General features: G+C 46.5%; 11 protein-coding genes. 1 reads left to right on the forward strand and 10 read right to left on the reverse strand.

The window, feature by feature from the left end; genetic code table 11:
• Positions 1-183 precede the first annotated feature (183 nt).
• The 4 genes from FLA_RS13800 to FLA_RS13815 all read right to left on the reverse strand — a co-directional run bounded on the left by FLA_RS13800 (position 184) and on the right by FLA_RS13815 (position 5,134).
• The gene (locus FLA_RS13800) at positions 184-2,517 is read right to left on the reverse strand and encodes a glycoside hydrolase family 2 TIM barrel-domain containing protein (RefSeq protein WP_076378352.1); all 2,334 of its coding nucleotides are present in this window, start codon (positions 2,515-2,517) and stop codon (positions 184-186) included.
• A 3-nt stretch (positions 2,518-2,520) separates the two neighbouring features.
• Positions 2,521-3,522, reverse strand: a complete 1,002-nt coding sequence (gene mgrA, locus FLA_RS13805) for an L-glyceraldehyde 3-phosphate reductase (RefSeq protein WP_076378350.1) — start codon at positions 3,520-3,522, stop codon at positions 2,521-2,523.
• Between the two features lie 55 nt (positions 3,523-3,577).
• A complete protein-coding gene (locus FLA_RS13810; protein ID WP_076378348.1) occupies positions 3,578-4,606 on the reverse strand; it encodes a LacI family DNA-binding transcriptional regulator in 1,029 nt (342 codons plus the stop codon).
• 213 nt (positions 4,607-4,819) lie between these two features.
• Positions 4,820-5,134: a hypothetical protein gene (locus tag FLA_RS13815; RefSeq protein ID WP_076378346.1), complete on the reverse strand. Its 315-nt coding sequence runs from the start codon at positions 5,132-5,134 to the stop codon at positions 4,820-4,822.
• Between the two features lie 376 nt (positions 5,135-5,510).
• On the opposite strand from FLA_RS13815, the gene FLA_RS13820 reads away from it, so the two are divergent.
• Positions 5,511-6,440: an ADP-ribosylglycohydrolase family protein gene (locus tag FLA_RS13820; protein WP_076378344.1), complete on the forward strand. Its 930-nt coding sequence runs from the start codon at positions 5,511-5,513 to the stop codon at positions 6,438-6,440.
• A 116-nt stretch (positions 6,441-6,556) separates the two neighbouring features.
• Here the strand turns inward: FLA_RS13820 and FLA_RS31955 are convergent, their stop codons facing one another.
• The 6 genes from FLA_RS31955 to FLA_RS13845 all read right to left on the reverse strand — a co-directional run bounded on the left by FLA_RS31955 (position 6,557) and on the right by FLA_RS13845 (position 26,943).
• Positions 6,557-6,688: a hypothetical protein gene (locus FLA_RS31955; protein ID WP_262495933.1), complete on the reverse strand. Its 132-nt coding sequence runs from the start codon at positions 6,686-6,688 to the stop codon at positions 6,557-6,559.
• Positions 6,689-6,863: 175 nt separating this feature from the next.
• A complete protein-coding gene (locus FLA_RS13825; RefSeq protein ID WP_076378342.1) occupies positions 6,864-7,193 on the reverse strand; it encodes a nucleotidyltransferase domain-containing protein in 330 nt (109 codons plus the stop codon).
• The gene (locus FLA_RS13830) at positions 7,193-16,576 is read right to left on the reverse strand and encodes a Tc toxin subunit A-related protein (RefSeq protein ID WP_076378340.1); all 9,384 of its coding nucleotides are present in this window, start codon (positions 16,574-16,576) and stop codon (positions 7,193-7,195) included. Before FLA_RS13830 ends, FLA_RS13825 begins: the two co-directional genes overlap by 1 nt.
• A 21-nt stretch (positions 16,577-16,597) precedes the next feature.
• On the reverse strand, positions 16,598-24,247 hold the full coding sequence (locus FLA_RS13835) for a SpvB/TcaC N-terminal domain-containing protein (protein ID WP_076378338.1): 7,650 nt from the start codon (positions 24,245-24,247) through the stop codon (positions 16,598-16,600).
• A 526-nt stretch (positions 24,248-24,773) separates the two neighbouring features.
• On the reverse strand, positions 24,774-26,120 hold the full coding sequence (locus FLA_RS13840) for a PhoPQ-activated pathogenicity-related family protein (RefSeq protein ID WP_076378336.1): 1,347 nt from the start codon (positions 26,118-26,120) through the stop codon (positions 24,774-24,776).
• Between the two features lie 19 nt (positions 26,121-26,139).
• Positions 26,140-26,943, reverse strand: coding sequence for a glycerophosphodiester phosphodiesterase family protein (locus tag FLA_RS13845; protein ID WP_076378334.1), 804 nt, complete (start codon positions 26,941-26,943; stop codon positions 26,140-26,142).
• Between the last annotated feature and the right edge of the window lie 13 nt (positions 26,944-26,956).

The following is a 26,956-nucleotide window of genomic DNA, read 5'->3' on the forward strand; positions in this document are numbered from 1 at the left end:
TACCTTTTTATCCGATTGTAATATTGTATCTACCGGACAACTGTTACTTTGCCCCCACTCTGTTATTCCATCCTTTAGCCTACACTTATATATTGCAACTCTATCTATGCCATACTATTCCCTAAAGCAAAAGGGTGTATCAATAGTTTGACACACCCTTTTGCCATTTATAAGTTCCTGTTATCAGGGAGTCACCTCTACCGTTACAGTTCCTTTTTGTAATCCTTCTGCCACAGCTTCTATTACAACTTTACCACTTCCTTTGGCGGCTTTTACCAACGCAACGGCTTTGCCCTGAAAGGCCTGCCTGCTGGTTGCCTGGTAAGGTTCATGGCTGATGATATTACCATTGTCCACCGCTATTATAGCAGCAGGGCCGCTAATAGAAAATTGTAAATGATTGTCTGCATTGGGGCAAGGTATGCCATCCGCATCTACCAGTGTAGCGGTAATATACGTTACAGCATCCCAGTTATGCGCAATAGAAGGCGCATTGGCGGTAAGCACAATACGTGCCGGGGCACCGGCAGATGTGAACGACTCCGTTGCCACTTCTTTGCCTTTGTTTTTACCGACTGCTTTGATAGTACCTTTTTCAAAAGTCACATCCCAATCGCGTGGGGCATCGTTAGCGGGTTTGGGTAATGCGCCTAATGATTTGCCATTGAGGAACAGTTCTACCTCATCGCAATTGCTATATACCTGCACTTTGGCATTATCGTACGTATCAAAATCGGTAGGCGTCCAGTTGGCCACCCAGGTACCCGCACCGGCGTTATCCGATTTTCTTACGATGTGTACTACAGGCTTATCACTCCACCAGCTTTCGCGTTGTAACGCTTGTTGCTTCCAGTTACCGGCACGATCAAACAAGCCCTGGTTATTGGTGGTTTCAGGCCAATCGGCTTCACCCAGATAGTCAAAGCCTGTCCATAAAAACTGACCAGCCATATAAGGTTTATCCCGCAGGGCCAGCCACATGTTTAATACATGGGTGTTTTCAGTGCCAATCACTTTCCAGTCAGGATGCGCTTCATGTGCGGCTACCAGTTCGTTTTCACGATAGTTCTGTCCTACTACGTCCATTGTTTCGGCAAAACCATTGGTATACACTTTAGAGTTGGCCGGACGAAACAGCGCCATGGTAACAAGACGCGTGCCATCCAGCTGATGTACCAGATCCTGTTGGTCTTTGTACTTTTTGAAGCCTTCGGGGCTATTGAGGTTATCATGTATCTCATTGCCCACGCTGTATATCACCACGCTGGGGTGATTACGGTCGCGCACTACCATATCATGCGTATCTTTTTGCCACCAATCCGCCCAGTAAAGGTTGTAGCCTTTTTCACCGTTATTCTTTGCTGCCGTCCAGGTATCGAATGTTTCATCCATCACCACAAAGCCCATCTGGTCGCATAAATCCAGGAACTCGGGTGCAACAGGATTGTGTGAAGTACGGATACCATTCACCCCTACCTGCTTTAATAAAGACAGGCGTTGCTTCCATACATCTAAAGGAACAGCAGCGCCTACAGCGCCACCATCGTGGTGCAGGCACACGCCTTTTATCTTATAGTTTTTATCATTCAACCAAAAGCCGGTAGCTGCATCAAAACGGGCAGTTCTGATACCGAACGGAATGGTTTGCTCATCTATTACCGTTTTGCCAGACAGGATCCGCGTAACTACTTTATACAGGTTGGGATTGTCTATATCCCATAAAGCAGGCTTGCTTACTTCTATATTTTGCATAGGTTCAGCAGTAGCGCCAGCAGCAACCGTTTGCTTCACACTCACCGTTTTCAGGGTTTTGCCCGCAGCATCTAGCACACCTACTTCTATAATGTAGTCTCCACTTTTATTGCCCGTGTTTTCAATAGCTGTCTTTACCTGTACGGTAGCAGTGGCGGCAGTAGCAACAGGCGTAGTCACTACCGTACCCCATTGTGCAAAATGAACCGGGTTTACGGTAATCAAATGCACATGCCTGTAAATGCCCGCGCCGGTGTAAAAGCGGGATGCCGGTTGAATAGTATTATCTGCCCGCACGGCTACCACATTCACCTTTCCCTTTCCTGTGTGCAGGTGTGGAGTAAGGTCATATACAAAAGAGCTATACCCAAAAGGTCTTTTACCTAAATGCACACCGTTAATCCATACATCACTGTTAGCCATTACACCATCAAACTGCAACAGGTGCAATTGCTTTTCAGTACCTTCTTCTACGGTAAACGACTTACGGTACCAGCCCACACCGGCAGGCAGGTAGCCACCGCCACGTGCAGTGGGATTGTTTTTATCATAAAGCCCTTCAATACTCCAATCATGTGGCACATCCAGCTTACGCCAGCCTGCATCGCTAAAGCTCTCTTTTTCTGCATTAGTGGTATCTCCTTTTAAGAAACGCCAGTCGTTATCAAAGCTGGTATTTCGGTGCGACTGTGCCTGTACGTCAGACGCAGCGGCCACCACGCAGCAGGCCAATATGCCCGCTATATACTTTTGTATTTGTATCATATTTTAAGCGCCTGGGGTTTGCAAAATGGTTTCAATAGCTGCCAGTTCTGCTTCGCTAAAGCTGGTGTTACTCAGCGCCTGAATGGAATCGGTAATTTGCTCAGGTTTGCTTGCACCTATTAAAACAGAAGTCACTCTTTTGTTTTGTAACAGCCAGGCCAAGGCCATCTGCGCCAGCTTCTGACCTCTTTGCTGTGCTATTGCATTTAATTTGCTTATTTTCTCAATCCGCTCCGGCGTAATATGGCTTTCTTTCAGGAAGATGCCGCTGGTTGCCACCCTGGAATCGGCTGGTATGCCGTGTAGGTACTTATCTGTTAATAATCCCTGCGCCAGTGGCGAGAATGGAATACAACCTACGCCTTCTTTTTCCAGCAGATCCAGCAAACCATCTTCTACCCAACGCTCGAACATAGAATACTTAGGTTGGTGTATAATGCAAGGCGTACCCAGTTGCTTTAAGATAGCGAAAGCTTTAGCCGCTTCTGCCGGGCGGTAATTGGAAACACCTACATACAATGCTTTACCCTGACGAACGATCAGGTCTAAGGCTGACATGGTTTCTTCCAGTGGCGTTTCCGGATCGGGACGATGATGATAGAATATATCCACATACTCCAGCTGCATTCTGCGCAGACTCTGATCCAGGCTTGATACCAGGTACTTTTTAGAACCCCAGTCGCCATAAGGCCCCTCCCACATAGTATAACCTGCTTTGGAAGAGATGATCAGCTCATCCCGGTAGTCCTGCAGATCCTGCTTCAGTATTTTACCAAAGTTTTCTTCTGCGGAACCGGGTGGCGGCCCGTAGTTATTTGCCAGGTCGAAATGGGTGATGCCTGCATCAAAAGCGGTATGAATCAGCTGGCGGCTGTTTTCATAATTGTTTACATGGCCGAAGTTGTGCCACAGTCCCAGTGAAAAAGCCGACAGCTTTAACCCGGAATGACCACAACGGCGATACTCCATGTGCTGATAACGTTCTTTAGAAGGTTGGTAACTCATTGGTGATTGTATTATACTTTGACACCGTAATCGATTACGGTATTTGTTTAAAAAATTACGGTTTACTGGTTTTACGGGACGACTCTCTGATAACCGGTATCGGCTGCAGCACCTTGCTTAATACACCCGTAGCGGCCCCATTATATTGTATCAGTTCATGCATCATTTTAAAAGCCTCTTCTCCCATCAACACCGTTTGCTGATCTATAGTAGATAAAGAAGGGGTAATATGCTCGCCAAACATATCGTTACAAAACCCAAACACACCAAACTGTTGCGGCACGGGAATATTCCTTTGCTTTAATTCTTTCAGTACCCCTAATGCCGTAAAGTCTTCTACTGCTACAATAGCATCAGGCGGATTAGTAAGACTCAACAACACACTTGCTCCCTCTCGTCCTGCTTCTACAGACACATTGCCTTCATACACCCATTCCTCTAATGCAGGCAATTGATAATCTTGCAAAGCATCCCGATAACCTCTTACCCGGTTTTTAAAAGTTTGTATATGCTGTGGCCCGGTAATATGAGCAATGCGGGTATACCCTTCTTTAATCAACGATTCTGTTGCCAGGTAAGCCCCACGATAATCGTCTATGGTAATAGACGGAATTCCCAGATTATTGTTTACTCTGTCAAAAAAAGCTATCGGTATATTCTGCGCTTTGGCGTAGGTAAAGTGGGAAAAATCGGTAGTGTCTTTGGCAATGGAAGCGAGGATACCATCTACCCGGGCGCTGATAAAGGCATCAATACCCTTCTTTTCAAACTGCTGCGATTCGTTGGATTGGTATATTAATATATCATACCCGTTTTTACTGGCAATGTTGGAGATGCCATGTATCACCGAACCAAAAAAGATATGCTCGGCCGTGGGAATAAGCACCCCTATCACGTTGGTTCTTCCCGAACGTAAAGAAGATGCTATTTTATTACGGTTGTAATCAAGCTTTTCCGCCGCTTCCTGTACCACTTTTTTAGTGGCAGCACTAATTTCAGGATGATTGGATAAGGCACGGGACACTGTAGCCGGTGTAATGTTCAGCTCCCTGGCAATATCAGCGATGGTAACACGTTTTTTCAAGTCCGTAATCGTTTACGATGCCGTAAAGTAATGCGGAATTTTCAAATGAGGGGATATTTTTTGCCGGGGAGATGGAAAATGGCTACTGAAAACAATGAGGAAAGAAGGTGAACGGGAAAAACATATTAATACAGCCCTGTACAAAAACAAAACCTCAGCAGGGTCGTAGCCACTACTGAGGTACAGTAAATATCTTGTAAAACAGTTAGCTTATTAGGAAGCCCTCACAAACATAGGGTCAGCCGCCAGCAACTGGTCTATTTGCTCAATACATTTGGCATTTTTGCGGGCAACGATACAGGAGGTATTGCTCATGTCTTTCGACAGAACAAAGTTACCCAGATCACTATCCACATTCACCACCATTTCATTGTTTGTCCACAATTCACCAATATTTCTGATCATGGGACGGGCACTGCTTAAAGCACCAAACACATTACGGAAGATGCCATCACTTTCTGTTCCTTTAAAGAATACAATCTGTGCTTCGCCTGCGCTGTACGTCTTTTTGTAGTAGTATTGTTTCATTCGTGCTATCGTTTTAATCAGGATGTAAAAGTAGCAGGCCGCCCATTGAAACGGAAAAAAGTGGCGCAAATGATATCGACATCTTTTCCAACTCCCCTGATATATAGGAGTGGATAACCTGTTGATTGTAAGTAAATACAAATGAGCAGATCAGGGCATAGGTTGTTCGATTTTCACAGCATCATTGTAAACAAATGAATCCCAAACGCTTGCAAAGGCTTACTGAATGTGCATTTGAAGCATTTACTGAATAGCCCGAGGATATTCACACGCCGTTTTGCAGGCCATCTTATTAACAGTCAACACCAATGTGGATAAACCGTGTAAATTGCAGTTCGTCTCTTTTCACCTTTTCATCCATAAACCAGTTTTAAACATGTCTTCTCGTACGCCTTTACAGCTGGCCCAACTTTCCCTGCTGGGTTTATCCGTTGGGGATGCATTCGGAGAAACCTTCTTTGGGCCCGTGGATATCATCACCGAAAGGCTACAAAACAGAAAACTACAGGAAGGTAACTGGCTTTTTACAGATGATACAGTCATGAGCATTGGCATTTACAACACGCTTGCCCAACATCAACATATTAACCAGGATGCACTGGCGAAAGAATTTGCCAATAACTATTTATTGGACGACTACAGGGGATACGGAGGAACTGCCCATGGCATTTTACGCGATTTTGCCGCCAACAAGCCCTGGCAGCAAGTGAGCCAGGCAGTATTTGACGGAATGGGCTCTATGGGCAACGGCGCTGCTATGCGCTCAGGTTTAATCGGTGCCTATTTCTATAATAATACAGATAAGGTAATTGAACAATCCACCCTGGCGGCAGAGATCACACATTTTCACACAGAAGCCATTGCAGGTGCCATTGCGGTGGCACTGGCTGCATGTATTTGTACACGTTCCGGAGTGAATAACCAGACATTACCACCGGAGGAGTTTTTTGCCTTTATAATAGAACATACACCCAATGGAGAGGTAAAGCAATTGCTTAAAAAAGCCGCTACCCTGCCTGCTGATTACGACATACGCACCATTACAGCTATATTAGGTAACGGCACCCGGTTAACAGCGCAGGACACGGTGCCCTTTGCACTCTGGTGCGCTGCCCACCACCTGACTTCCTTTTCCGAAGCTATCTGGACAGGTGTAAGCGGGCTGGGCGACAGGGATACTATCTGTGCCATCATTGGCAGTATCGTTGTTTTGCAAACCGGAGCTTCGGCCATTCCCCAGCAATGGCTGCTGCAAACAGAACCCTTTGATAAGTCTGTATTTTATAGAGGTGGTCATCAGACTTAATATAGTAAGTCCGACGGAGGAAATGAACCTGTTGCGTAATCAAAGTATTAATTAAAATAGAAGAAACAGAAAAGCCCACATCACTGCGGGCTTCCCATCTATAACTATAAAACACTTTAATTCCTTCGTCTCCTCAACAGCAGCACCACTGCAAATAAGGCGATAGCACCAGGCAACACGCCCAGCAATACCAGCCTGTACATACCTACCTGCTTTCTATCTACCAGCAACCGGTTATCCGGCGGCATAGGCCTGTCTACATTTACCGGAAAGTGTCCCTCACTTAACCGTTGGTTTTTACCAGGAAAGCGATGATAGATTTTTCTGCAATGTTATCCGGAAAATTGCCTAATAGCATGAAAAAGGCGTCTCCTGTTACCCGGGAGACGCCTTCTTTTTAAATTTCCGCTACAGCTATGTTATCTATACAGCTGCCTTGCTTTTATCGTACCATACCTTCCCTGTCTTCATTACAGAATAGACAAAGGAATATTGCTCGGCAATATATACTTCCACCTCCTCCGGCGTGTATACATGCACGTCTACCTTCAATAATAACTGCGACAACAAAGGCCGCACTTCCAGTGCCCGTGAGGATGGTGGCAAGTACGTGTCTTTTATCACAAATAAATCCAGATCGCTTTTGTACGTGGCGGTGCCTTTGGCATACGAGCCAAACACAATCACCTTTTCCGGCTGTATACGTTGCACTATTTTATTTACCAGTGCCTGTATTTCTGTTTCTGTAAACATTAGCTGATAGCGTAATTAATGATTAAAAAGAGTTCTGTAATAGCATCTGCCGGCAGTGATTTAAAATCGGTGGCCCCGTCTTCCTGAATTTTTACCGTCCAGGAGTTCAGGTTTACTTCGTTGCCGGTAAGGTCTTTTAACACACTGTTCAAACCCTGGTAAGTGCCGCCGGCAGATAGTGTGAGGTAATCGCCCGGAGTAGTACCTACTGGCGACAGCATTATTTTGTAGGTTTTAGCACTGTCTTTCAGCAAGGCTACCAATTCTATTTTAGATACCTTTTTATTAGCAAAGCCCCTGGTATAATAAGGCAGGCGCTGCTGCAGGTTTTCCAGCACCAGCTCCTGGTCGTCGGTGTTATTCGCCGGGTGCATGAATTGATACCATTGTGAAGAAAATTCCTTTCTGATATCATACACGCGGAATAAACCTTTTTTGTTCTCCGCCAGGCCCAGTGCGTTCAACTTCTGATTAAAGTCTTTCACCACTTCTGTTTTCAGGGCATCCCCTCCTTCCCTGGCGGTGTAGTGCACATGTAATATCACATCAGAGATAGTAGCGGGATCAAACTGCTGGAAATGTTTGTTTATTTTAATGTGCCAGGTGCCAATAGCGCCTGCGCCTTCAAAGGGCAGATAGCGGTCGTCGCGAAAATCCAGTTCAAACATGCCACTGTCGTTTTGCGCCGAGCTGGTGGCGATAGATTGTATCAGGGATGTTTCATCTCTGAAGCGTGGATCGTCGATAGTAAGATCACGCTCGTATTTACCGCCCAGCAAGGTGGAATCTTTTCTCAGGTGGTTGCTGGTGAGGGTAAGCGTGCAGGCAATAGTAGTATAAGGGCCTGTAATGCAGGGAATGGATAAGCTTACAGCTTTTACACGTCTGAAATAATGACCAGGATAATCCATATCATATACCAGCTCAGGCACGTTTACAATACACTCGCCGTTCTGGCGCAGTTTTACCAGGGCTACGGGGTCTAACTGTTCCAGCGATATATGTTTGCTCAGTTCATATTCACGGCGGTTTTGCTCGTAGTAAGCCGTTTCCAGGCGTTTCAGATCGTAATATAGTTTCTCACCGGACAGCAGGCCTTTTTTCAGGCTGTCCCAATAGCCAAACTGTATATAGCCCGAATCACTTAAACCCAGCTCGTACCGGAAGCAACGTTCTGCACGTTTGGCAATATCATAGGCCAGTTGGTAGCTCTGGAAGTATACGGTAGACAGCTGGTTAATCATCCAGTCGTACAGTTCTTTGTTGGTGAACTTGGTGGTCATAAACTCCAGCTCTTTCTCCAGGTTCTCTTTCTGTTTGTCGTGGTTCACCAGTTCTACATCTGCCAGTTGTTTTTGTATAATGGCAGCGGCTATTTGTTTGTCTAACTGCGGTAGTTCTTTTTCTGCAAGACGTTTCTGGAAGTCCCACTCATCGGCGCGCCTGTTATATTCAGAAACAGTGGTGATTAAAGAGGCTGTTTTATCCAGTGTAGCAGCAATGGTTTCCAGGGTACGAACCGCCATTTCCGCGCCGTTACCAACTTGCGGACCACCAAAGCTGCCCGACACCTCCGGTGTACCACCAAAGCCGGCGGCGCCTACCAGGAAAGAAGGGATCAATTTAAGGCCACCTGATATAATGTAACCGGCAGCCACAGCAGCGCTCATTACTGTAGAGGCAGTAGATAAGCCAAATGCAGTTATTTCACCGGCATTCCATCCGTCTTTTACCAGTTTGGCATAATGGGCCCGCCTTTCCTCTGTTACTTTTTTCCCTTCTATCAATGCCTCCCAGTTACGTACTGCCAGGTTAATCTGTTTGGCTTTTACGTTTCTTACGGCATTCATCATGGATATTTCGTGGCTGGAACGCAGTAAAGAAAATGCTTCTGCATCTTTCTTTTCCAGCGCTGCCAGCATAGCCCCGCCCAGCGATTTAACTTCACTACACAAATCCAAAGCACGTTGTATCATAAAGCTGAACCGGTACAGTGGCAAAGGCGCATTTAAATCGGATAAGATAGAACTGATGTCCAGGCCACCGGCAGCCGCGCGCACCAGCGCACCAGGATCGATAGGCGGATCAAACAACGGAAGTTGTTGCACCAGCCCGTCTATATTCATGCTGTGGCGTATTTTAAATAACCTGTCAGCTACCGTATCCCATAAGGTTAATAACTTATCGTTGTTGGGAATGCCAAAGTACAGCACATCCAGGTGCGGCAGCTCAGGTGTTTCTTCGCCCAGTGTGCCGGAAGAAGAAGTGTTGGGCAGCAGGTTTTCTACCTCCATCAACACGTTGCCAAAGGCATCAACGCCTTCTTTCTCTAACTGATAGTAGGTCTTTACCGGGTTGGCTACTTTTTTAGGAATGCTTTTAGGACGCGGCCCAAGCACGGCATCGGCCATTACATATAGCTGAGTGGCTTCGTTAATGGTTTCAATGGTGTTTTGGCGAAACAACTGATCGCCCCAGGCTATCAGTGTTTGTATGTATTTAATCAACACACTTTTCTGATAAGCCACCGTGCGCATACGCGCTATCAGGTGCGGATTAAACGGATTGTCGCGCCATTCTTTTACCTGTTCTATTACGCCCGATTCCCCTTTGGCTATTTCCAGCAACAGGTTTTCTATTTTCTGTTTATAGTAATCGGCTTTAGTGGTTTCGTAAAAGGGTTTGGTTATCCAGAACTTCTGTTGTGGCGTATCGTTATCCTGTACGGTATTATCGGTGTTGGTGGGGTTAAAGATGTAATGATACCATTCCAATGCTTCTTCAAAGCGCTGGTTGTTTGCCAGCTTATTGGCAATATGAAAAGGCGCATGAAAAAACAGTTCCCAGTTATACAACGAATAACCGCCCAGGTAACTGAAGTCAACATCTTCTACCGGGTAAGATGCGGTTTTGTTAGGCAGTGTATAGTTTTTAGACACAACCGATGTAGGAAGGTAATCGGCAAAATTGAACAACGCAGGGCTGCCTGGTATGTTTTGCGGCGTTACCTGTATTTGCCTGTTCAGCAAACCACTGATACCCCACACGTTCAACTCTTTAATAAACAACTCGGTAAAGGGATGATAATGGATATAAAATTTAAAGTCTCTTTCTTTTTTCACATATCCTACACCCGAACTGGTATATGCTGCCGAATCGTTCCAGACATAATCCACGTGATAATTGCGGGCACTGTTCCAGTAAAAGAAAGTGCCCTTGCTTTCCAGTGTTTGTGCTTTACTGTCTATTACGGTATAGTTGGCCTGCTTAGGGGTATCCAGCACTTTAACGCTATTGGTTAAATCCCTGGTATCGTTATTTACCCACACACTGCCATAACCGTAGAAGAAATAGAAAGGCGTATTATAACCATCGTTCTTTATCAGGTTAAAATAAAAGGTGCCGTTTGCCGGTGCAATTAAACCTTCCGGGTTTACCTCTTCTTCTTCCTGTCCAAACACTTCAATTTGTTTGCCCAGCTTTTGATAACCGTAATTGCCTATAGGGAATTTATTATTGCTGTAATTGGTTTTAAATATTTTGGCATAGATATTCGGTATCTGTCGCATCCGGAAAGCAACCCTGTCCAGGTTATTACCTCCTACCATAGAATGGCTTAATGTATTCTGGTATTCGGATAATATTCTCGGTGTCCATTTGCCTTTTTTCAGTTCGCTCCAGAACATCCTTATTTCCCAATAACGAACGGGCGAAAGACTCATTGTGCCGCCTGCGCTGGGAACAGCAAACTGGGTAGGCTCTACTGCTTTTTCTATAAACTGTGGCCATAACAAGTGCAATCTTCTGTTATGAATACCTATTACCAGGTGATTGCCTTCAATTTCCAGATCTATTTTTTCCCAGGCGGTAAACCTGCCACGGTTAATGCGTTTGCGATAAAAATATTCAGGCGAATGACTGCTGCGGGTTCGGCCAATCACATGCAGTATCTCTTCATCGGCACTGATCACTTCCTTGTAAATAGCCCTTGTTTCCAAGTTGCTTACTTTATCCAGTTTTTCCAGGTAATTGATATAAGCCTGCTCTGCCGTATCTTTTGTGATATCGTTTTGCATCAGCTCATTTTCCAGCTCGGTAAAGAAGGGCGATTTCTCATCTCTTAATTCAGGCTCAATCCAGTTTTCGGGATACAGGAATATTTTCCGGTTGGCTTCCCATACCCGGTAATACTTCATCCATTTCCATTGTTTCCATTTAGAATCGGCCTGGGTATCGGAAGCATCTATTTTTTGTGAGCGAACGATAATGTCTTTTTCCAGGTTCATTAAACAACGCTGCACAAACAGCTGGGTAGAAGCTACGGCCTGCTTTAAGCGCGAGGTAAGCATTGCCGAACTCATTTCTACGTCAATCAGAAAATAACTGTACAGCGCGTTGGCATCCATCCAAAACTGGTTGCTTTGTGCGGTTAACCATCCTACCAGTGCATCGCGCTTTTGTTCGCGAAAAGCATCCTGCAGGGGCTGTATCACCTGCTGCCACTGAACCAGGTCGTACCGGGCCTTTACAGCCTGTTTAATACTTTCGGCATCGGCAAAGGTGGGTTCGGCTTTAGCCCAGGCAATGGCGCGGGCAGCACTAACACCCAGCTTTCTCAAGGCAGCAAAACCGTTGCTGAGCCTTAACAGTGAAGCCGACTTTTTAAACTCCTGCTTTACATCCCAACGGTAGGCGTTTACCCTGTCTTTAATGTCCTGCACTTCCCACGAGCTTAATAAAGACAGTGCATTGATGCAATTAGTAGCCGTAGAGCTGCCATTTAACACCACATCCAGGAATTCAAACGCTGTTTGTTCCGCAACCGGCAGTGCGCTTTTCCATACAAAGAAGCCGGTTAACTGCAACCACGAAGTAAGTGCAATAGTGATGCCTGTGCTCACCGGAAATTGTGCGGGATGCGGCCAGCCCATGTCTGCGGCATGTGTGCCGGTTAGCCACCAGGCCAGCTCATCGGGTTTTATTTTTAGTTTGCTTATAATCAGCCCGTTCTTATGCAACAGGCGTAACGCCTGGTAGGCATTGGCAAAATTGGCTTCGTTAATGTCGAAGGTATAAGTGCCGTTGGACTGCTGTTGCAACAGGTTGCTGCTGTTAAGGTGCTGAATTAAAGCAATGGTGTTGCCGCTTAATTGCAAACGGGTAAGTAAGGCATCGGCAACAGGCACTTCCAGCTGTAACAGCTCCGCTATCTTTTGTTTAATGAAAATCTCTTTTTTTGTTTGCAACAGGTAGCCCTGTAACACAGGCTGAAACCAGGCAAAGCGATTGGCAACAGTCATGCCTGTTCCTCCTGGCGGTGGTGCAGCCAGGTTGGTTTTGGCAACGGTTACCTCTGTTACCTGCGCAAAGTAGGCATCGATGATGGTGTTGTAGGTTTCTGTTGGCGTATCTATCCAGGTGCCGTTAATCACTGACCATGCTTTTACCTGGTCGCTGTCTTTGGTTAAAGCAGGCAATAGTCCCAGTTTACTTTTAATGTATTCTTCCTGTGTTTCTTCCGGCTTTATACTCAGATCTTCTATAAGGGCATGCAACCCTTCTCGAATGGCTTTTAAAGCATTTACAATGGCTTTGTCTTCCAGTGCAATGCCGCCGTTTACTTTATATTGATGCGCCAGCAGGTAATCCACTTCCCAGATAGAAAAACCGGAAGCTACGATATTGTCTGCCAGCTCTATCAACGCTAAAGCATTGGCCGGGCTGGTGAATGGATTGGTACCGGATAACCGGATCAATCGTAACAACTGATCGGTAGTGAAGGATAGTCCTTTGCTTAATATGGTAATGCGATATATCTTATTCAACACCTCCCAGCTCAACGTACTGGTAACAGTCAATGCTAAATGTTCCAGTATCAGGTTCACATCTTCTTCTGTAATACGGAAGGCAGCCAGTATGCCGGGTATTTTATCGGGAATGGAGGTGGCCAAATCTCCACCAATAGGGCCGAATAACTGGGCGGGGCTTTCGGGGAATACAGTAGTGGCATCTACCAGCTTGTTGCGAAACAGTTGCTGATACAGGGTTTGAATAGCAGGTGCTTCTGTTTTGCTTCTGTCTGCATAAGCCGTATGCCCTATGCCGGTAAACAACGCCTGCACCACTGGCCAGTCTAAGCCCAGTTTTTCGCGTATACGTTGCATGCGCGAAATATCCTGTAATACGGCATCGGTTAATTGCTTATCTGTAACAGCAGCATCCGCATTCCCATCAGGCAGCATCATATCCAGCTCCCACATGGAGCATTGCAAGCGCCGCCACAGTCTTATAAAACGATGAATGCGGTTCAAGGCATCCTGTGTAAGCCCTACAATAGTAAAGCGGGTGGTATCGCAGTTGGCGGCATTAGCATCGGCATTGTCGTTAATGAAAATACTGCCATTAGGGTTTATAAACTGCATATCCAGCAATTGCAGCAGCGCTTTATAAGAAAGCCCAGTGCGGTGCAGCATAACAGATACATTGCTTAACACCTGTATCCAGCTACCGGTAACATGGGTGGTGGCATCGGCAGGCGTTTCCGGGTGCACCAGGTTGTTGCCGTTTTCTACCAGGCCCCAGAAATCCCAGGATTGCTTGCCAGCCAGCGTGGCTGTAATAATTTTTCTTTCTGTTTCCGCTATGCCCAGCCAGGCGCTGTCAATCTGCACCAGTGTGGGCGCTAACGTAACATTATCGGCCTGCTTTTGCTGAAACAGTTCAAACAACTTCGGCTGTGCCACGCCCAGGTGGTTCAGGTAAGCGGCAGACTGCACATACCCCAGGTTATAAGGCAAGCCAAACGGAAACACCGCTTTGGATAATTTATCATACGCTGCAGAGTTCGTGTATTCCGGATTGGCGCGTAGTTCGGCAGCCGTAAGGTGGGTTTGTTTGGAAGGCAGCAACACCAGCTGGGTAACCTGTTTAAACACCTGGTACGAACGTTGTTTATCTCTGATCACCCAACGGTTGCGGCTATCAGGCGCATATACCAATGCATCGCTATCAATGGATAATTGTTTTTGTGCCAGTTCATTCCTTACACTGGTTTTGATGGTACCTGCTGCCAGGTCGGCTTCAATAGCAGCATTCAAGGTAATGGGTGCCAGGGGCGACACTATATCTTCCAGAATTTCATTTACCAGGTCGATATAAGGCAGTGGCGTATTGGTGTTTTCGCAACTCAGTTCTATATCTCCCAGGTCGGGCCTGCGTTCCAGCAACACCTGCTTTACTTTTTTACCGGCATGTGCTCCTGTTCCATTGGTGTTACGCTCTCCTAAAAAGCGCAATATGTCCACGTAATGGGCAGCAGCACTGTATACGGAACGGCACTCAGTTACTTCGCAATAATCCAGCGAACCAAACAGGGTTTGCAGGTTAGGCAGGCTGTTATTGGCCGGGGCGATGCCTGTTAAATTACCCAGCTTACCCAATCCGGCAATAATACCGGATACATCCGGCACCCCAAGCGGAGTAAGGCCATTGAGTGCCACGTTATAGTTGCCAAAATAGTGTAAGGCCAATGCATAGGTGTTCTCGGCTTTCTGGTATATTTTTTTGCTTTCCAGTTTATTAATGCCGGTGTCTTTTAAGGTGGCCACAAACTGCTCGCGCCCCATAAAGTAAATTTGCTGGGCCGAAACAATGTTTTGCGACATAAGCGTGTCAACTGCCTTGTAAGTGGCATTCAGTTTAAATACACGCTGTATGGATTTTAAATCGTTGAGCAGGCCTTCTTTGTCTTTTACCTCTTTTAAGGCGCCTTCGTTTTTCGCAAGGTAATGATCGATACGGTAACGATCGAGGTAAAATTCGGGATTGGCATTTAAAAACTGTGCCACTTCCTGCCTGGCGGCCAGCGGGCTTTTTTCATTTTTTTCCAGGCGCGCACTAAAGGCAGTGGTAGGGTAAGCGCGCTCCCAGGTACGTTCCAGTATAGTGCCAAATTCAGCGTATTTCTCTTCCTCTGTATCGCCATCCATATTGCCGGGTATGCCTATTGTTTCGCCCGCAATGGTTTTTTCTTTTAACAGGGCTATCCAATCGTTTTTATCCAGTTTGGCCAGCTGGCGTTTGGCGGTTAATTCGTTGGCTTTGAATTTCTGGTTTAAAGCGGCTACCAGGGGAATATGGTTGCGTACCAATGCACCCAGTTGAAAGTTCAGCCTGGCATCTCTCACGACTTCTTTATCAAAAACATTCTCTGTTTCCAGTTGCTTCCAGAAGGTAGATAAGGGGCCTTCGAATGTAGTGAATGCAGCCATAAACTTCGTCTGGTCTTTGGCCAGTTCCGGCGTCAGTTCCAGCAGTTGCCCGATGGTACCTTTACCCCCTCCTATAATGGTTTTGGCTGCATAGCGTAGTTTTATCTGCTGCAATATTTCCAGTATCTTTTCTATAGCTGCTTTTATTTCGGCAGGTATAATATTCTCTGTTAACGCCTTTTGCAGCGCCTGCGCCTGCAGGTCTTTACTAATGAGCGTTAAATTTTCCAGTAGCTTGTCTTTTAACAACTCCATGCGTTCGGGCACCTGCAAATCCAGCAATAAACCTTCATACCACACAGCCGGCTGCCCCTGTTGTATAAAGCCGTAAAACACCGGTGCTTCCAGTGGTGTGTCTTCCCGTTTTGTTTTTTCAGCCATATGATAGCTCACTATCCACATGCCTATCTGTAACTGGCTAAAACCGGTTTCGCCGGATAAAAAACTAACATCCTGGTGCTTCTCATCTTCTCTTAGCTCCAACGGCGATAGGCCTTCCAGCAGTGGGGTAAGGGCGGCTTCCAGCGCATCCCATTCACAAGCTCCTTTGTATTCATTTCCCTTTACATTTACGTTTACTTCCAGCGCTTCTGACGCGTTATAAAAGATGGCTGATTTATACAATTCGCCCCCATTGGCATCCAGCACTTTTACCACTATATCGGCAGCACCTTTTTCTATGCGAATAAACTGCTCCTTCCGGTACTGTATTTCGTAACGTCCTTCTTTGGGATATGTCTCGCCCAACAGTTCTTCCTTACGCAGGTCGCGATCAAACGCCTGCACCCTTACCTCATTTAATAGCCGTCCGTATTCGTCGCGTACTATACCGTAGACTTTTAATACAGGCTGTTCTTCGTCCAGTAATCCTCTTACTTTTAGCTCTTCATTAATCAGAAGGGCGGTAGCTTCATCTATCACGAGGTCGGCATGATAACGAACCGTATAATGTTCCTGCAGGGCACGCACCATTTTTAAAGTGACCTCTCCTGCAATACCTTTTTTTATTTCGGATGCATCTGACGGAAAGCCCAATGCTTCTAACGCCTGGTGTAATACCCGCACGTTATCCGAAGCTTCGTTTACATAAATAGGATAAGAAATAGCGATCATTGTTATAAATTTTTATGTTGTTTACCACCAATTGAAATATTTACCTAAATGATAGGCTCCCACGCCGAGGGCAGCAACAGCACCTCCTATAATTAATACCGGTGCCGCCGCGGCAATTGCAGTACCTGTAACAGCAGCACCCGCCAGGGCTATAGCGCCGCCTACGGCTATAGAAGCACCTGCTGCTATACCTACACCTCCCACAACAGCCCCCGCTGTATCGCCACGATCCATGGCACGTTTCATACTGATGCCCGAGGTGATGGCCATACCTACGCCACCTACTACCAGGCCCAATGGAAGCGCAGCCACACCAGCTATGGTTACCGCCGCTGCGGAGGTGGTTCCCGAGGCCGCTGCTGCGCCGGCAGAGGCATATAGTGCATATAATTCCATAGCACCACCCGCCACGGTTAACGAATCGCCCGCTGCCATTGACCAATCTTTGTGGTATAAATCATTGCCTAATGCTAACACTGATAACACCGCACCTATAGGTCCCAGCACGCGGCCGGCTTTTGCCAGGTAGCGCATACTAGGCCGGCTTTCACCTGCTGCCACTGCAATTCTTCTGGCTATTTCAAACTCATCATCTGTATGGCCTAATGCACCAATATTGGAGGCATTTTTTTCTACACTAGGCACCCGGTTGGTGTATCGGTCGCGCATGAGCGGAAAATCACTGGGCTTTTCAATGGCTTGTGATATAGCTCTGCCATGTGGTGTTAACAAGCCCTGGGTATTGGTTCTGCGCGTGTTTCTCAAAGTAGACACTTCCTCAGCAGTTTTCATAGCTCCGGCAGAGTCACCTCTTGCCCTGGCTTCCGCAATACCTTCCTGTGCCCCCCGGGATGCGGCACGGTCGGTAGTTTCATACCTTTTTCTCTGGTACGAGTCGTTGGTAGTAGCTGCCCCTGTTACACTGCCACCACTTCTATCGTTGTCATCCGCCACAGGTGCGGCCGGTTCTGCATTGGCAGGCGGCGTGGAAGGAGCCCCCCCGGCAGAGCTGCCGCCATCAGTAGCAGAAGCATCCGGATGGCTACCCGCATCAGGTGGATCGGGCGCTACTGGTGGTGGTATGGATTCATACACATCCCATGTATTCGTTTTCGGATTCCAGTATTTACTGTAATTACCGGCCGTTACATGATCCATGACCCGAAGACCTTCTGGTGCATACTTGCTTAAATCAGCAAAAGAAGCTTTGCTGTTCAGCTTATCATTCCTGAAAAGCACATCCGTGCCATTAGGATCCTGATAATTAACAGGATTATTGATACAATACCTGTACAGATTAAAGCCATCTACAAAACCGGCAGGATCGCTGCTGGTCCACCGGGCCAGCCAGGCAGCATAATACCTGGCTCCATAGTAATAAAAGCCGGTTTCCTCGTCTTTTTCCTTACCGCAAAAGCGATAACGCTTCAGGCTGATGTCGCTGCCCGTTTTGCTAATGCGGTAAGCAGAAGTGCCATAAGGGTAATATTCTTCGTAAGAAAGGATATTACCATCGTTGTCTGTTTCCAGTGTGGCAGAACCGATATGATTACCGTATTGGTAACGGATATTATTTTCGTTTAACAGGTTTACGGTGTCGCTGCCCAACGTGTCGATGGTTTTGGTATCTACCTGTGCTATTTTACCGGTATTATCTGCTATGTGAAGTGTATAGCGTTCCAGCACAGGGGCGCTGCTACCTTGCCGTTCGCGGTATATTTCTACCGAACCCAGGTTAATACGTTCCAGTATTTTGCCGCCTATGCGTTCTATTACCTTTCTAACGCGGTTGCCTCCTACCCCATATACATACCAGGCATTGCCGCCCCCGCCCAGGTTCACATGCTGTAACTGATCCATCGCATTCCATTGCAGGCTGTCCGCTGCGCTCAAATGCGGCATAGCAGTAATGTTACCCCACAGGTTATGCGTATAGATACCGGAGAAAACCCCATCTGCATCACCCGCCAGGCTGGTAGCCAATAAGCGGTTGGTGGCATTGCTGGCATCTTCTTCATACGCATATTTATAACGGCGGCTCCACGTGTTGCTGCTGCTATCGGCGTTTTTAACGGAATGCTGTAACTTTTTAATATTACCGCAATCGTCGTACTCGTATTTCTCGGTATAGGTTACTACTGCGTTGGCATCGTTTACATGCGGCAGCTGTGCTATATTGGATAAATCGCTATCTGCATAGGGAGCCAGGCCGCCATTCACATGCTCGCGGCCGGTGGCTTTGGTTAGTTGGTACAGTGCATCGTATTCAAATTTGTTTTCGGGATATACTACCGAGTTTTTAAAGAAATGTGTTTGCTGCGCATCATCTCTTATCTGCACCAGGTTGCCCACAGGATCGAAAGTATACAACAGGTTTTGCAAGGCAGCACCGGCCGCATCCGCATCGTGCTGTTTGGTCAATGTTTGCAGTAAACGTTGTGTATAAGGATCGTAGAGGTAGGAAGAAGTAGTTCCGTTGCCATAGCGCGCCATTAAACGCTGGCCTTTTTCATTATACTCCTGTTTATCAAGGAAAGTAATAAAGCCCCCCGCGCCCCTTATTTTCACTTGTATAGAATCGGGATAGCCGCCTTCATTGAATGCTACTTTTACAATAGAGTTATCGGGCAGGGTTACTTCCTGTGGCCGGTTAAAGGCATCCAGCACCGAGCTGCCTGCAAATACTTCTGCTTCCAGCTTAGCAGCAGCAGCGGTTTCAATATCGGTGATATTATCCAGGCCAGCCAGCACGTCCCATACCTGTGTTTGCTGATAGTCTTTGGCTAATCTTCTTTCTACACGGGTGTTGTTGCCTTTAAAATCTATAGAGGCAAAGGTTACTACCCCGCTTTGATCGTATAGCTGGTAAGCGCGTCCTTTCCGGTTGGCAGCTATGGCTGCTGCATCAGGTAGCATATCACCATATACCATATACCCAACCATTTTTTCTACGCCGCCCTCTTTAATAAAAGAACTTACCGGGCGGTTCAAGGCATCGAACGTACTGTATATTTCGCGCTCGTTGTTGTCCCATACTTTTACCAGCCTTCCTGCAACATCTGTAAATGACCATCGTTCGCCTTTCTCGGCCGATTTGCCATAGATATTTACACCAATCATATTAGCACGTCCTTCCGAAACAAGTCGCCCCAATTGGTCGTACAGTTTACCATAATGCTGCGTGGTGTCCGATTCGGCAGAAGACGCTATGGTTTTACCATTGCCGCAATCTTCTACTACATAGGTGGTTCTGCCTAAAATATCCAGGTAGGTAACAGCAGGTGTGTTGGCATGTCTGGCTACCAGCCAGGCTGCCCTGGTTTCGGCATCAGTGGGTTCTGCTGCCAGCGGATCGGGGCTGCCACGTTTAGCATACCATTCACTTTCCAGTATGGTATCATTGACATCATACGCCCGGGAATGCCAGGGATCGTATACCGTTGTTGAGAAGGTGCCGTTGGGGTATTCTTTTTTATAGTTTCTGCCGGCAGCATCGTAATAGGTAATGCTGCTGAACCCAGTTTCCACTAAAGCCGCTTCGCTTTCATAGTGGTGTGTGGTACTGAAATAAGGTTCGTATTGCTTTACAGGGTTGCCTTTATTATTGAAGATGGTGCGCCCATTACCCACCCACCGGGTGGCTGCTGCTACTTCTTCTACCTGTTTGGTTGCATTGTTCCAGATGCGGGCTTTTCCTGGTGCAACCTTTACCTTGGTCATAATAGTGCCGCCACCACCATCGGTATAAGCATAGCTTTCCTGCCAGCGGGCATTGGCAGCGCCATGCCATTCCCTGGCCAGGGAGTGCGTATAATTAGGCTGCTGGTTGTTTTGCCAGTTTAATACATCATATTCCACTTTTATAGTAGGGTCGGCCAGCGTATCGCCTTCCCCTGCTCCATCTTTGCCCATCAATGCCGTGGCGGTTACCATACCCAGCTCATCAGTAGCTATTGCACCGCGATTTAAATTGGCATCTGTTATCAGCACCGGTGCCAGCAGCCGGTAATCATTTACTGCGGTAGTGGTATTGCCAATGGCATCTGTTGAAGCAGTAGTTAAAAAAGTATACGTATCATATTGCACATGGCTTTCATTGCCATACACATCACGCATGCCTGTGGGCTTATAAAAGGCGGCTTTGGGATTAGCGGGATATATTGCTTCACCCGGTTGCAGCCACCAGTGCGCATCTCCCTCTATATGCACATATTGGGCATCTTCCAGCATTTGATCCGTTACCTTACTGCCATAATATTTGCTTACCATCTTTTGGGTAAATGCCATCTGGTACGACTTATAGGGAATAGCTAAGGCCGGCAGCTCACCTGCTGCCAGTGGCCCGCTTAAATCGTCTTTATAAAAGTAGCCACGGCTGTGAGCGGTTAATTTTTTCTGCAAAGAGCCATCCCAGTCTTCTTCAAACGACAGGGGTTGGGCATTGTTAATAGCAGTAAGGATATCTGCTTTTTGAAAGAAGAAACCAGCTGGCAGCGACAAACCACCCAATTCGTATGATTGGGTATCATATATAATCCGTAGCCGGTATACGTTTGCAGCGGCATCTATTTTGTCTTTGGTAAACAATGCTTCATCATACACAATAGCCAGCTTATTCTGGCTATCCCACACTTTATCGGGAATAGCTGCGGAGCCTGTGGGCCGCTGCTTACGGGGATATGTGATAGCGGCAGAGCTGGTTACATTGCCCCATACGTCCGCAGCCAGAATCATCACCTGTGATATCCTGGGGTCGGTTGCGTTTCTATCGTAGTTATAGGTAATAGCCCCGTCAGATATCAGCAGGAAAGATGCATGGCTATTGTTCTCCTTCGGCTGCACCAGCCGTATTTCAAAAGAGGATTGGGTAACGGTATAAGGAATAGCGCTTTTATCAGAGGCATCTTCTCCATACACCTCTGTGCGCAAGGCTATGCCCTTGCAACAACGATATGCCTCCTGCAATTCCGTACCGGATAACCCTGCGGGCAACATGGGGTCGGGAAACACATATTCCGCAAAATCGTTGTTCGCAAAATATTCGCTTTCGCATTGGTGAAGTATTTTCCGGTTACGCATATAAGCGCCGGTATGATACCAGGTAATAGTTTTAACCGGTGGCTGATGCAGTGGCTTCTCCACTACATTCTTTGCATTGTTTACCGCAAACTGTTCAAAAACTTCTGTATCCAGCTGCTCTACCCGGGCAAAGCCCCTGAACTCTCCTTCTTCATAATCGTAATAGCCATGCCGGTAGGCATAGGAGCTGGTAAATACAGTTTCCCTTATTTTATCCTCCGTTTTTACACTGGCAATGCAATGCACCGGAAAAGGCAACCTGGTAATCCAGGCGTTGCCTTCTTTTTTATCCTTCAGGTAGTAGTAAGTAGAGGGCTGATAGGCAATGGTGACTTCCAGGCCACAGTTGTTTTTATAACCGCTTAACAAATGTGGCTTCCTGCCACCCATCAGGTTAATATATTGTACGGGCTGGTGTGTAAGTGGCGAAGTATATACAATACAGGCAGTGCCCTGCCCCAACAGGTCGATGACATCAATATCGGCTACATTGTCTATACCAGGAAAGGCATCCAGAATCAGCGGCGCATCTGACCAGCGGTTTCCATTCCCGTTCATCCATACCCGAAAATCATTCTTGCCCAGATATATTACATCAATAGTGCCGGAGCCATCTATATCGGCCAGCCTGATATAAGAAGCATTAAAGGCCCCATGATGGTCAAATACCGGCGCATTATCCATCGTAACCTTAGCGCCAAATTTTCCATAACCTATATTGGGCCAGTAGCATATTTCGCCATTGCGAATGCGCACAATATCACTTAATCCATCCCCGCTCATATCGGCCAGAAAAATCTGTTGTTCCGTATCGGCAAATACAATAGCCGGGCCTTTTTCTTCGTCTATGGCTTTGCTAATGGTACAAGGCAGCTCAAATCCTTTTTCGCCCGCAGAGGGATACCAGCGCATACTATCCTGCTCTGTGACCAGCAGATCGGCACGACCATCGCCATCCAGATCTACCAGGCGTGCATGCGGATTCGCTAAAGAAACAGTAGGATTGCTTTCAAACAACTGCATAGACTGCCAGGCATCTTCTGCCGTTAGTTTGAAAAAGCCTTTAGGCTCCTCATCCAGCCTTGCCAGGTATTTGATACCATTGCCTTCCAGGTCAATTACGGCCAGCCGTCCGGTGGCAAGGCCGCCGGAAGTGGCGGGTCGGGGATTCACCGTACCAGGTTTGGAAAAATGGCCATTACCCAGGTTATGTTGATAATACCATTCGTTGGATTGTTCTGTTAAAATACCGGTAACCCCTTCATTAAACAGATCAATCCATATATGTGATTTATCATGTAATACTATTGGCAACTGTTCTGCATCCCCTGGCAAAAGGCTTTCGATAGTGGTATTCCATTCATGTTGCTGATACTGTATAACAATATCCGGTAAGCTTTTCGTGCTGTAGCTTTGTGTATCATCCTTCCATAAATGCCCGTTATGCCTGGCTTTTACCAGGAAGGAGTAGCCGGGTATGTTTTGAGAGTTGTTAGGTAAGGGCAGCTGATCGTTGTACAACAGCTGCAAAGAATTTACCAGGTAAGGCGTAAGGGGCAGCTCGCTAAAGCAGTGAAATAATAATATTCTTTCGCAACGGCGGTAGGTGCGCACTTCAAACCCCTGGCGATAGCTGGAAAAAGGATCTTTCCGGCATGCCCAGGTATTTTTTTCCTGGTCAATGGTTTTTACAAACGGCATTGCGGCATCATGTTCTCCATAGTCTAGTATTACCTTAAACATAAAATCCTCTTCGCCAGGAATATCATCCCCCAGATAGTAGGCTTTTTTATTACCGTATACTACCTTTTTTAAATACGCTTGCGTAGTATGCTGCGCTTTATTCTTTTCGTGTAAAGCAGCCGGAATACCCTGATGATCTTCCTTCTTATAATAATATATATAAATATTCCCCTTATCGTCGTGCGTTCTGGTGAGCAGCCAGGAAAACACACGCAGGGGATTATCCGGGTCACTGATACGGCTTTCGCTGTTATCACCATAGTAAGAACGCAGGTTATCGCCGGATACGGTGCGCCAGAAAGTTTCGCCCGTAGCGTTATTCCGCCATTTTTCAATTAAGGCAAAAGCGCCTTCCGTGCGTGGACGGTATTGCTTTACCGTAAAAGCTACCCCATTTTCAGTAATCGTTTGTATTACTGTTTTCCAGGATTGATCTGGCTGTTGTTGTAAAAAGGGCACCAGGTCTTCTCCGCCTGCTATAAACGTATCCGACTCTTCTTCATCCTGGTATAGGGGGAGTTTTTTATCTGTTCGCCGCGAAATAGCTGGTGTATCCATCTGCCAGCCCAGCCCAAAAGCCGTATTCCCGGCCCCTGAATTGTAGGTGAGCGATAATGCCGGTGCAAAGCCATTCCTGGAAGCACTTAGCGGAACGGGAATAGAAAAGGAAGAAGTTCCTGTAACAGCATTTACCAGGAATTTTTCATCTATACCCCTGACAGCGCCGCCCCCTTTAGGCAGGGCCACAGAAGGAATAGAAACAGAGCTGTTGCTGCCCTGTTTACCGGATAGCAATGACGGGCCGGAGGCATTACGCCCCTGCTGATTCCTTTCAATAGGTTTGTCCATTAAATAAATTTTAATTAAGCGGTGAAATGCATACCCTTCCGGTATGCCGGGAAAGAAAAATAACTGCTGCTATGTATGTGCCTGCATCAACTGCACAGCATTAGCAGTTACCGCTGGCGGTAAGCAATAAAAACATAACATCAATAGTGAAAATGTTGTAAACCAGTAATGAATGGGGGTTCATTAAGTAGTGTAAACCGATGATACAACTTGCCAGAACGCAGCTTCGCTAACTCCAGGACACAGGCCAGGTCAGTTAATAGGTGTCAGCGATGTTTGCAATCAAGATATAGACTATTTGGGAAATTACAAAACGTTCCTGTGTTAAATATTTTTTATCCTATTATGGCAACAGACCCAATGTTAGCTTTCTTTATCGTATTCCAGCTGACGCTCTTTGAGTAGATTTTTTTTATAGCAATGGACACTTTTATGGAATCTGATTAAAAGCAGAAGGTCTGCATTATAACAATGCAGACCTTCCTGGTAAATTATATAATTGCTGGCCCTGTTCGCAGCAACATATTTAATGCAACAATACCGTTTTCTGATCCAGCACAAACATTCGGGTGCTTTCTGTATACGTGCCGCCATTCGGATCGGCATATACCAGGTCTACATAAAACGCGCGGAAGCCGGTGGCAGGATAAGCAACAGTAACGCTTTGGTTGGCAGCGTCTTTTTTAGCCACCTTGCTACTCTCCCATTTTTGTTTGGTAAAAAGCATATTCTCCGAATCAGCCTGCCATAAAACTACCTCCTGCAATACAGCATTCGTAGCCTTTACCTGGATGGTAACTTCTTTTTTAGATGCTTTGGCATTCCATTGACAAACAGGATAAGGTTTATCAGCCACGGTTAAGCCAAAGAAAGCACTTAATGCTTCCATAGCGCTTTTGCCATCACCCAGGTTATGGCCTGCATTAGGCACATAATGGATCAGGTTCTGACCCGGGATGCTGTCGTAATAATTTTTAATAGCATCTACCGTCCAGTACTCATCATTGGTGCCCATGAAAATCATCTTAGGCATTGTCAGTTGTCTGCGGTATGAGTATGGATCAACCATAGTAGTAATGGCTGTGCCTTTATCGGAATGTACCGATTGCGGAATTTCCAGGTTTACATAGTCTTCTATCTGCGGGCTATATTCTTTCCATACTTTCATCTGGTAGTCCAGGTTAACGGGCATATTCAATATATCTATTACCATAGGGGCAATAGCTGCCACGCGTTTGTCGCTGGCGCCTGTTAACCAGGTAGTCCAGCCACGTTTAGAAGCACCGGATACTACAAATCTGCGCAGTGGATGATGTAAACTGTCTCCCGCAAATGCCTGCAAGGCATCCATGGAGCGTACAGCCGATTTTACCATCGGGAAAAGCAAAGGCCAGGTATAATCTCCATCCTCTTTAAACTGGTGAAGCGTGTAAGAGATCAATGCATCTTCTTTCAGGTTATTGAACGAAGGCTGGTTCGGCGTTTGTTTTAACAGCGCAACGATGGCCTTGTTTTTATCGGCCATAGCCGCCATGCCGTTAGAAAAAGCATCACCCTGGCCAGTCCAGTTTGGATAACCCTCTTTTACGCCGCCACCGGCAATAAATAATAAAGCGCCATCGGCAGTAACTTCTTTAGGTACAAAAACGGTCAGCTGGTGACGCCAGGTAAGGCCACGCCATTGCTGCGACGTAAGTAATAAGCCATACACTTTTACAGTGCCTGTTTCATAAGTTTCTTTTACTTCCCAATGAAAGCAGGTATCGCCATTACCCAGGTAATGTTGCAGCGCTGTTTCAGGCGTTTGCGCATAACCCGCAGCGGCAGGATATAGCAGTATTACAGCAAGCACGTATACAAAGTATTTTTTCATATCAATGATCGGATTTTAATTATCGGAGATTGTTTTTTACAAGATAAGCTATTAAAGCGGCAGGCTGATCGGTCTGTAATCCCTGAATGCCTTTTTGAATAGCAGCCTGCCAGGTGGCAGGGCCTTCGCCTTTGTGTTGTGCATCCAGCCATACCTGCACCTGTTGCTCCCGTGTAACGCTGAGCATGGCGCTGTCGGTAATATTATCAAAGGCGCTGATCCGGTATTTGTTCAAAGCATACCGGAGCGTTTGCGCATCCGTTACTTCGGATGGCAGGCTGGTCATCAGCGGCATTTGCGGCGCCACGGACTGCCAGGGTTTGTATTGTTCTTTTGCATTCATATACACTACCACCTGGTTTTCCATACCAGCAGCTTTGATAAGCGCATAGGTGTTTGCTACATCTGCCACTTTAAAGTCCAGGTAAATATGGATCTTATCTTTACAGGCTGCCAGCGCTTCTTCCAGGGTGGGCACCTTGTAGGTTTTGCCATCGGTAGCTTTCAGCTGCAATGCTCTTACCTCGTTAAACGTAAGGCTGGCAACATTTCCCTCCCCGTTAGTAGTACGGTTTACAGTAGCATCGTGCATCAACACCAGTTTGCCATCGGCGGTAGTTCTCACATCCATCTCCACATAATCGGCACCGCAGGCAATAGCCTGCTCTATCGCAGCAATGCTATTTTCAGGTACGGCTACATGGTTGCCCCTGTGTGCTATAACTATCAATGAATGTTTGGGAGCAGGCAATGCAGGCCTGGTTTGCGCGGCAACACTCCCTATGGTAAAAGCAAGACAACAGTATACAAGTATTTTTTTCATATTCTATGATAAT

Source organism: Filimonas lacunae, from assembly GCF_002355595.1.
In the GTDB taxonomy this organism is placed as follows: Bacteria; Bacteroidota; Bacteroidia; order Chitinophagales; family Chitinophagaceae; genus Filimonas; species Filimonas lacunae.

Excerpts from the sequence above, each read along its gene's own strand:
- FLA_RS13800 (WP_076378352.1), bottom strand. The coding sequence starts at position 2,517 with ATGATACAAATACAAAAGTATATAGCGGGCATATTGGCCTGCTGCGTG.
- mgrA (WP_076378350.1), bottom strand. The coding sequence starts at position 3,522 with ATGAGTTACCAACCTTCTAAAGAACGTTATCAGCACATGGAGTATCGC.
- FLA_RS13815 (WP_076378346.1), bottom strand. The coding sequence starts at position 5,134 with ATGAAACAATACTACTACAAAAAGACGTACAGCGCAGGCGAAGCACAG.
- FLA_RS13820 (WP_076378344.1), top strand. The coding sequence starts at position 5,511 with ATGTCTTCTCGTACGCCTTTACAGCTGGCCCAACTTTCCCTGCTGGGT.
- FLA_RS31955 (WP_262495933.1), bottom strand. The coding sequence starts at position 6,688 with ATGCCGCCGGATAACCGGTTGCTGGTAGATAGAAAGCAGGTAGGTATG.
- FLA_RS13825 (WP_076378342.1), bottom strand. The coding sequence starts at position 7,193 with ATGTTTACAGAAACAGAAATACAGGCACTGGTAAATAAAATAGTGCAA.
- FLA_RS13830 (WP_076378340.1), bottom strand. The coding sequence starts at position 16,576 with ATGATCGCTATTTCTTATCCTATTTATGTAAACGAAGCTTCGGATAAC.
- FLA_RS13835 (WP_076378338.1), bottom strand. The coding sequence starts at position 24,247 with ATGGACAAACCTATTGAAAGGAATCAGCAGGGGCGTAATGCCTCCGGC.
- FLA_RS13840 (WP_076378336.1), bottom strand. The coding sequence starts at position 26,120 with ATGAAAAAATACTTTGTATACGTGCTTGCTGTAATACTGCTATATCCT.
- FLA_RS13845 (WP_076378334.1), bottom strand. The coding sequence starts at position 26,943 with ATGAAAAAAATACTTGTATACTGTTGTCTTGCTTTTACCATAGGGAGT.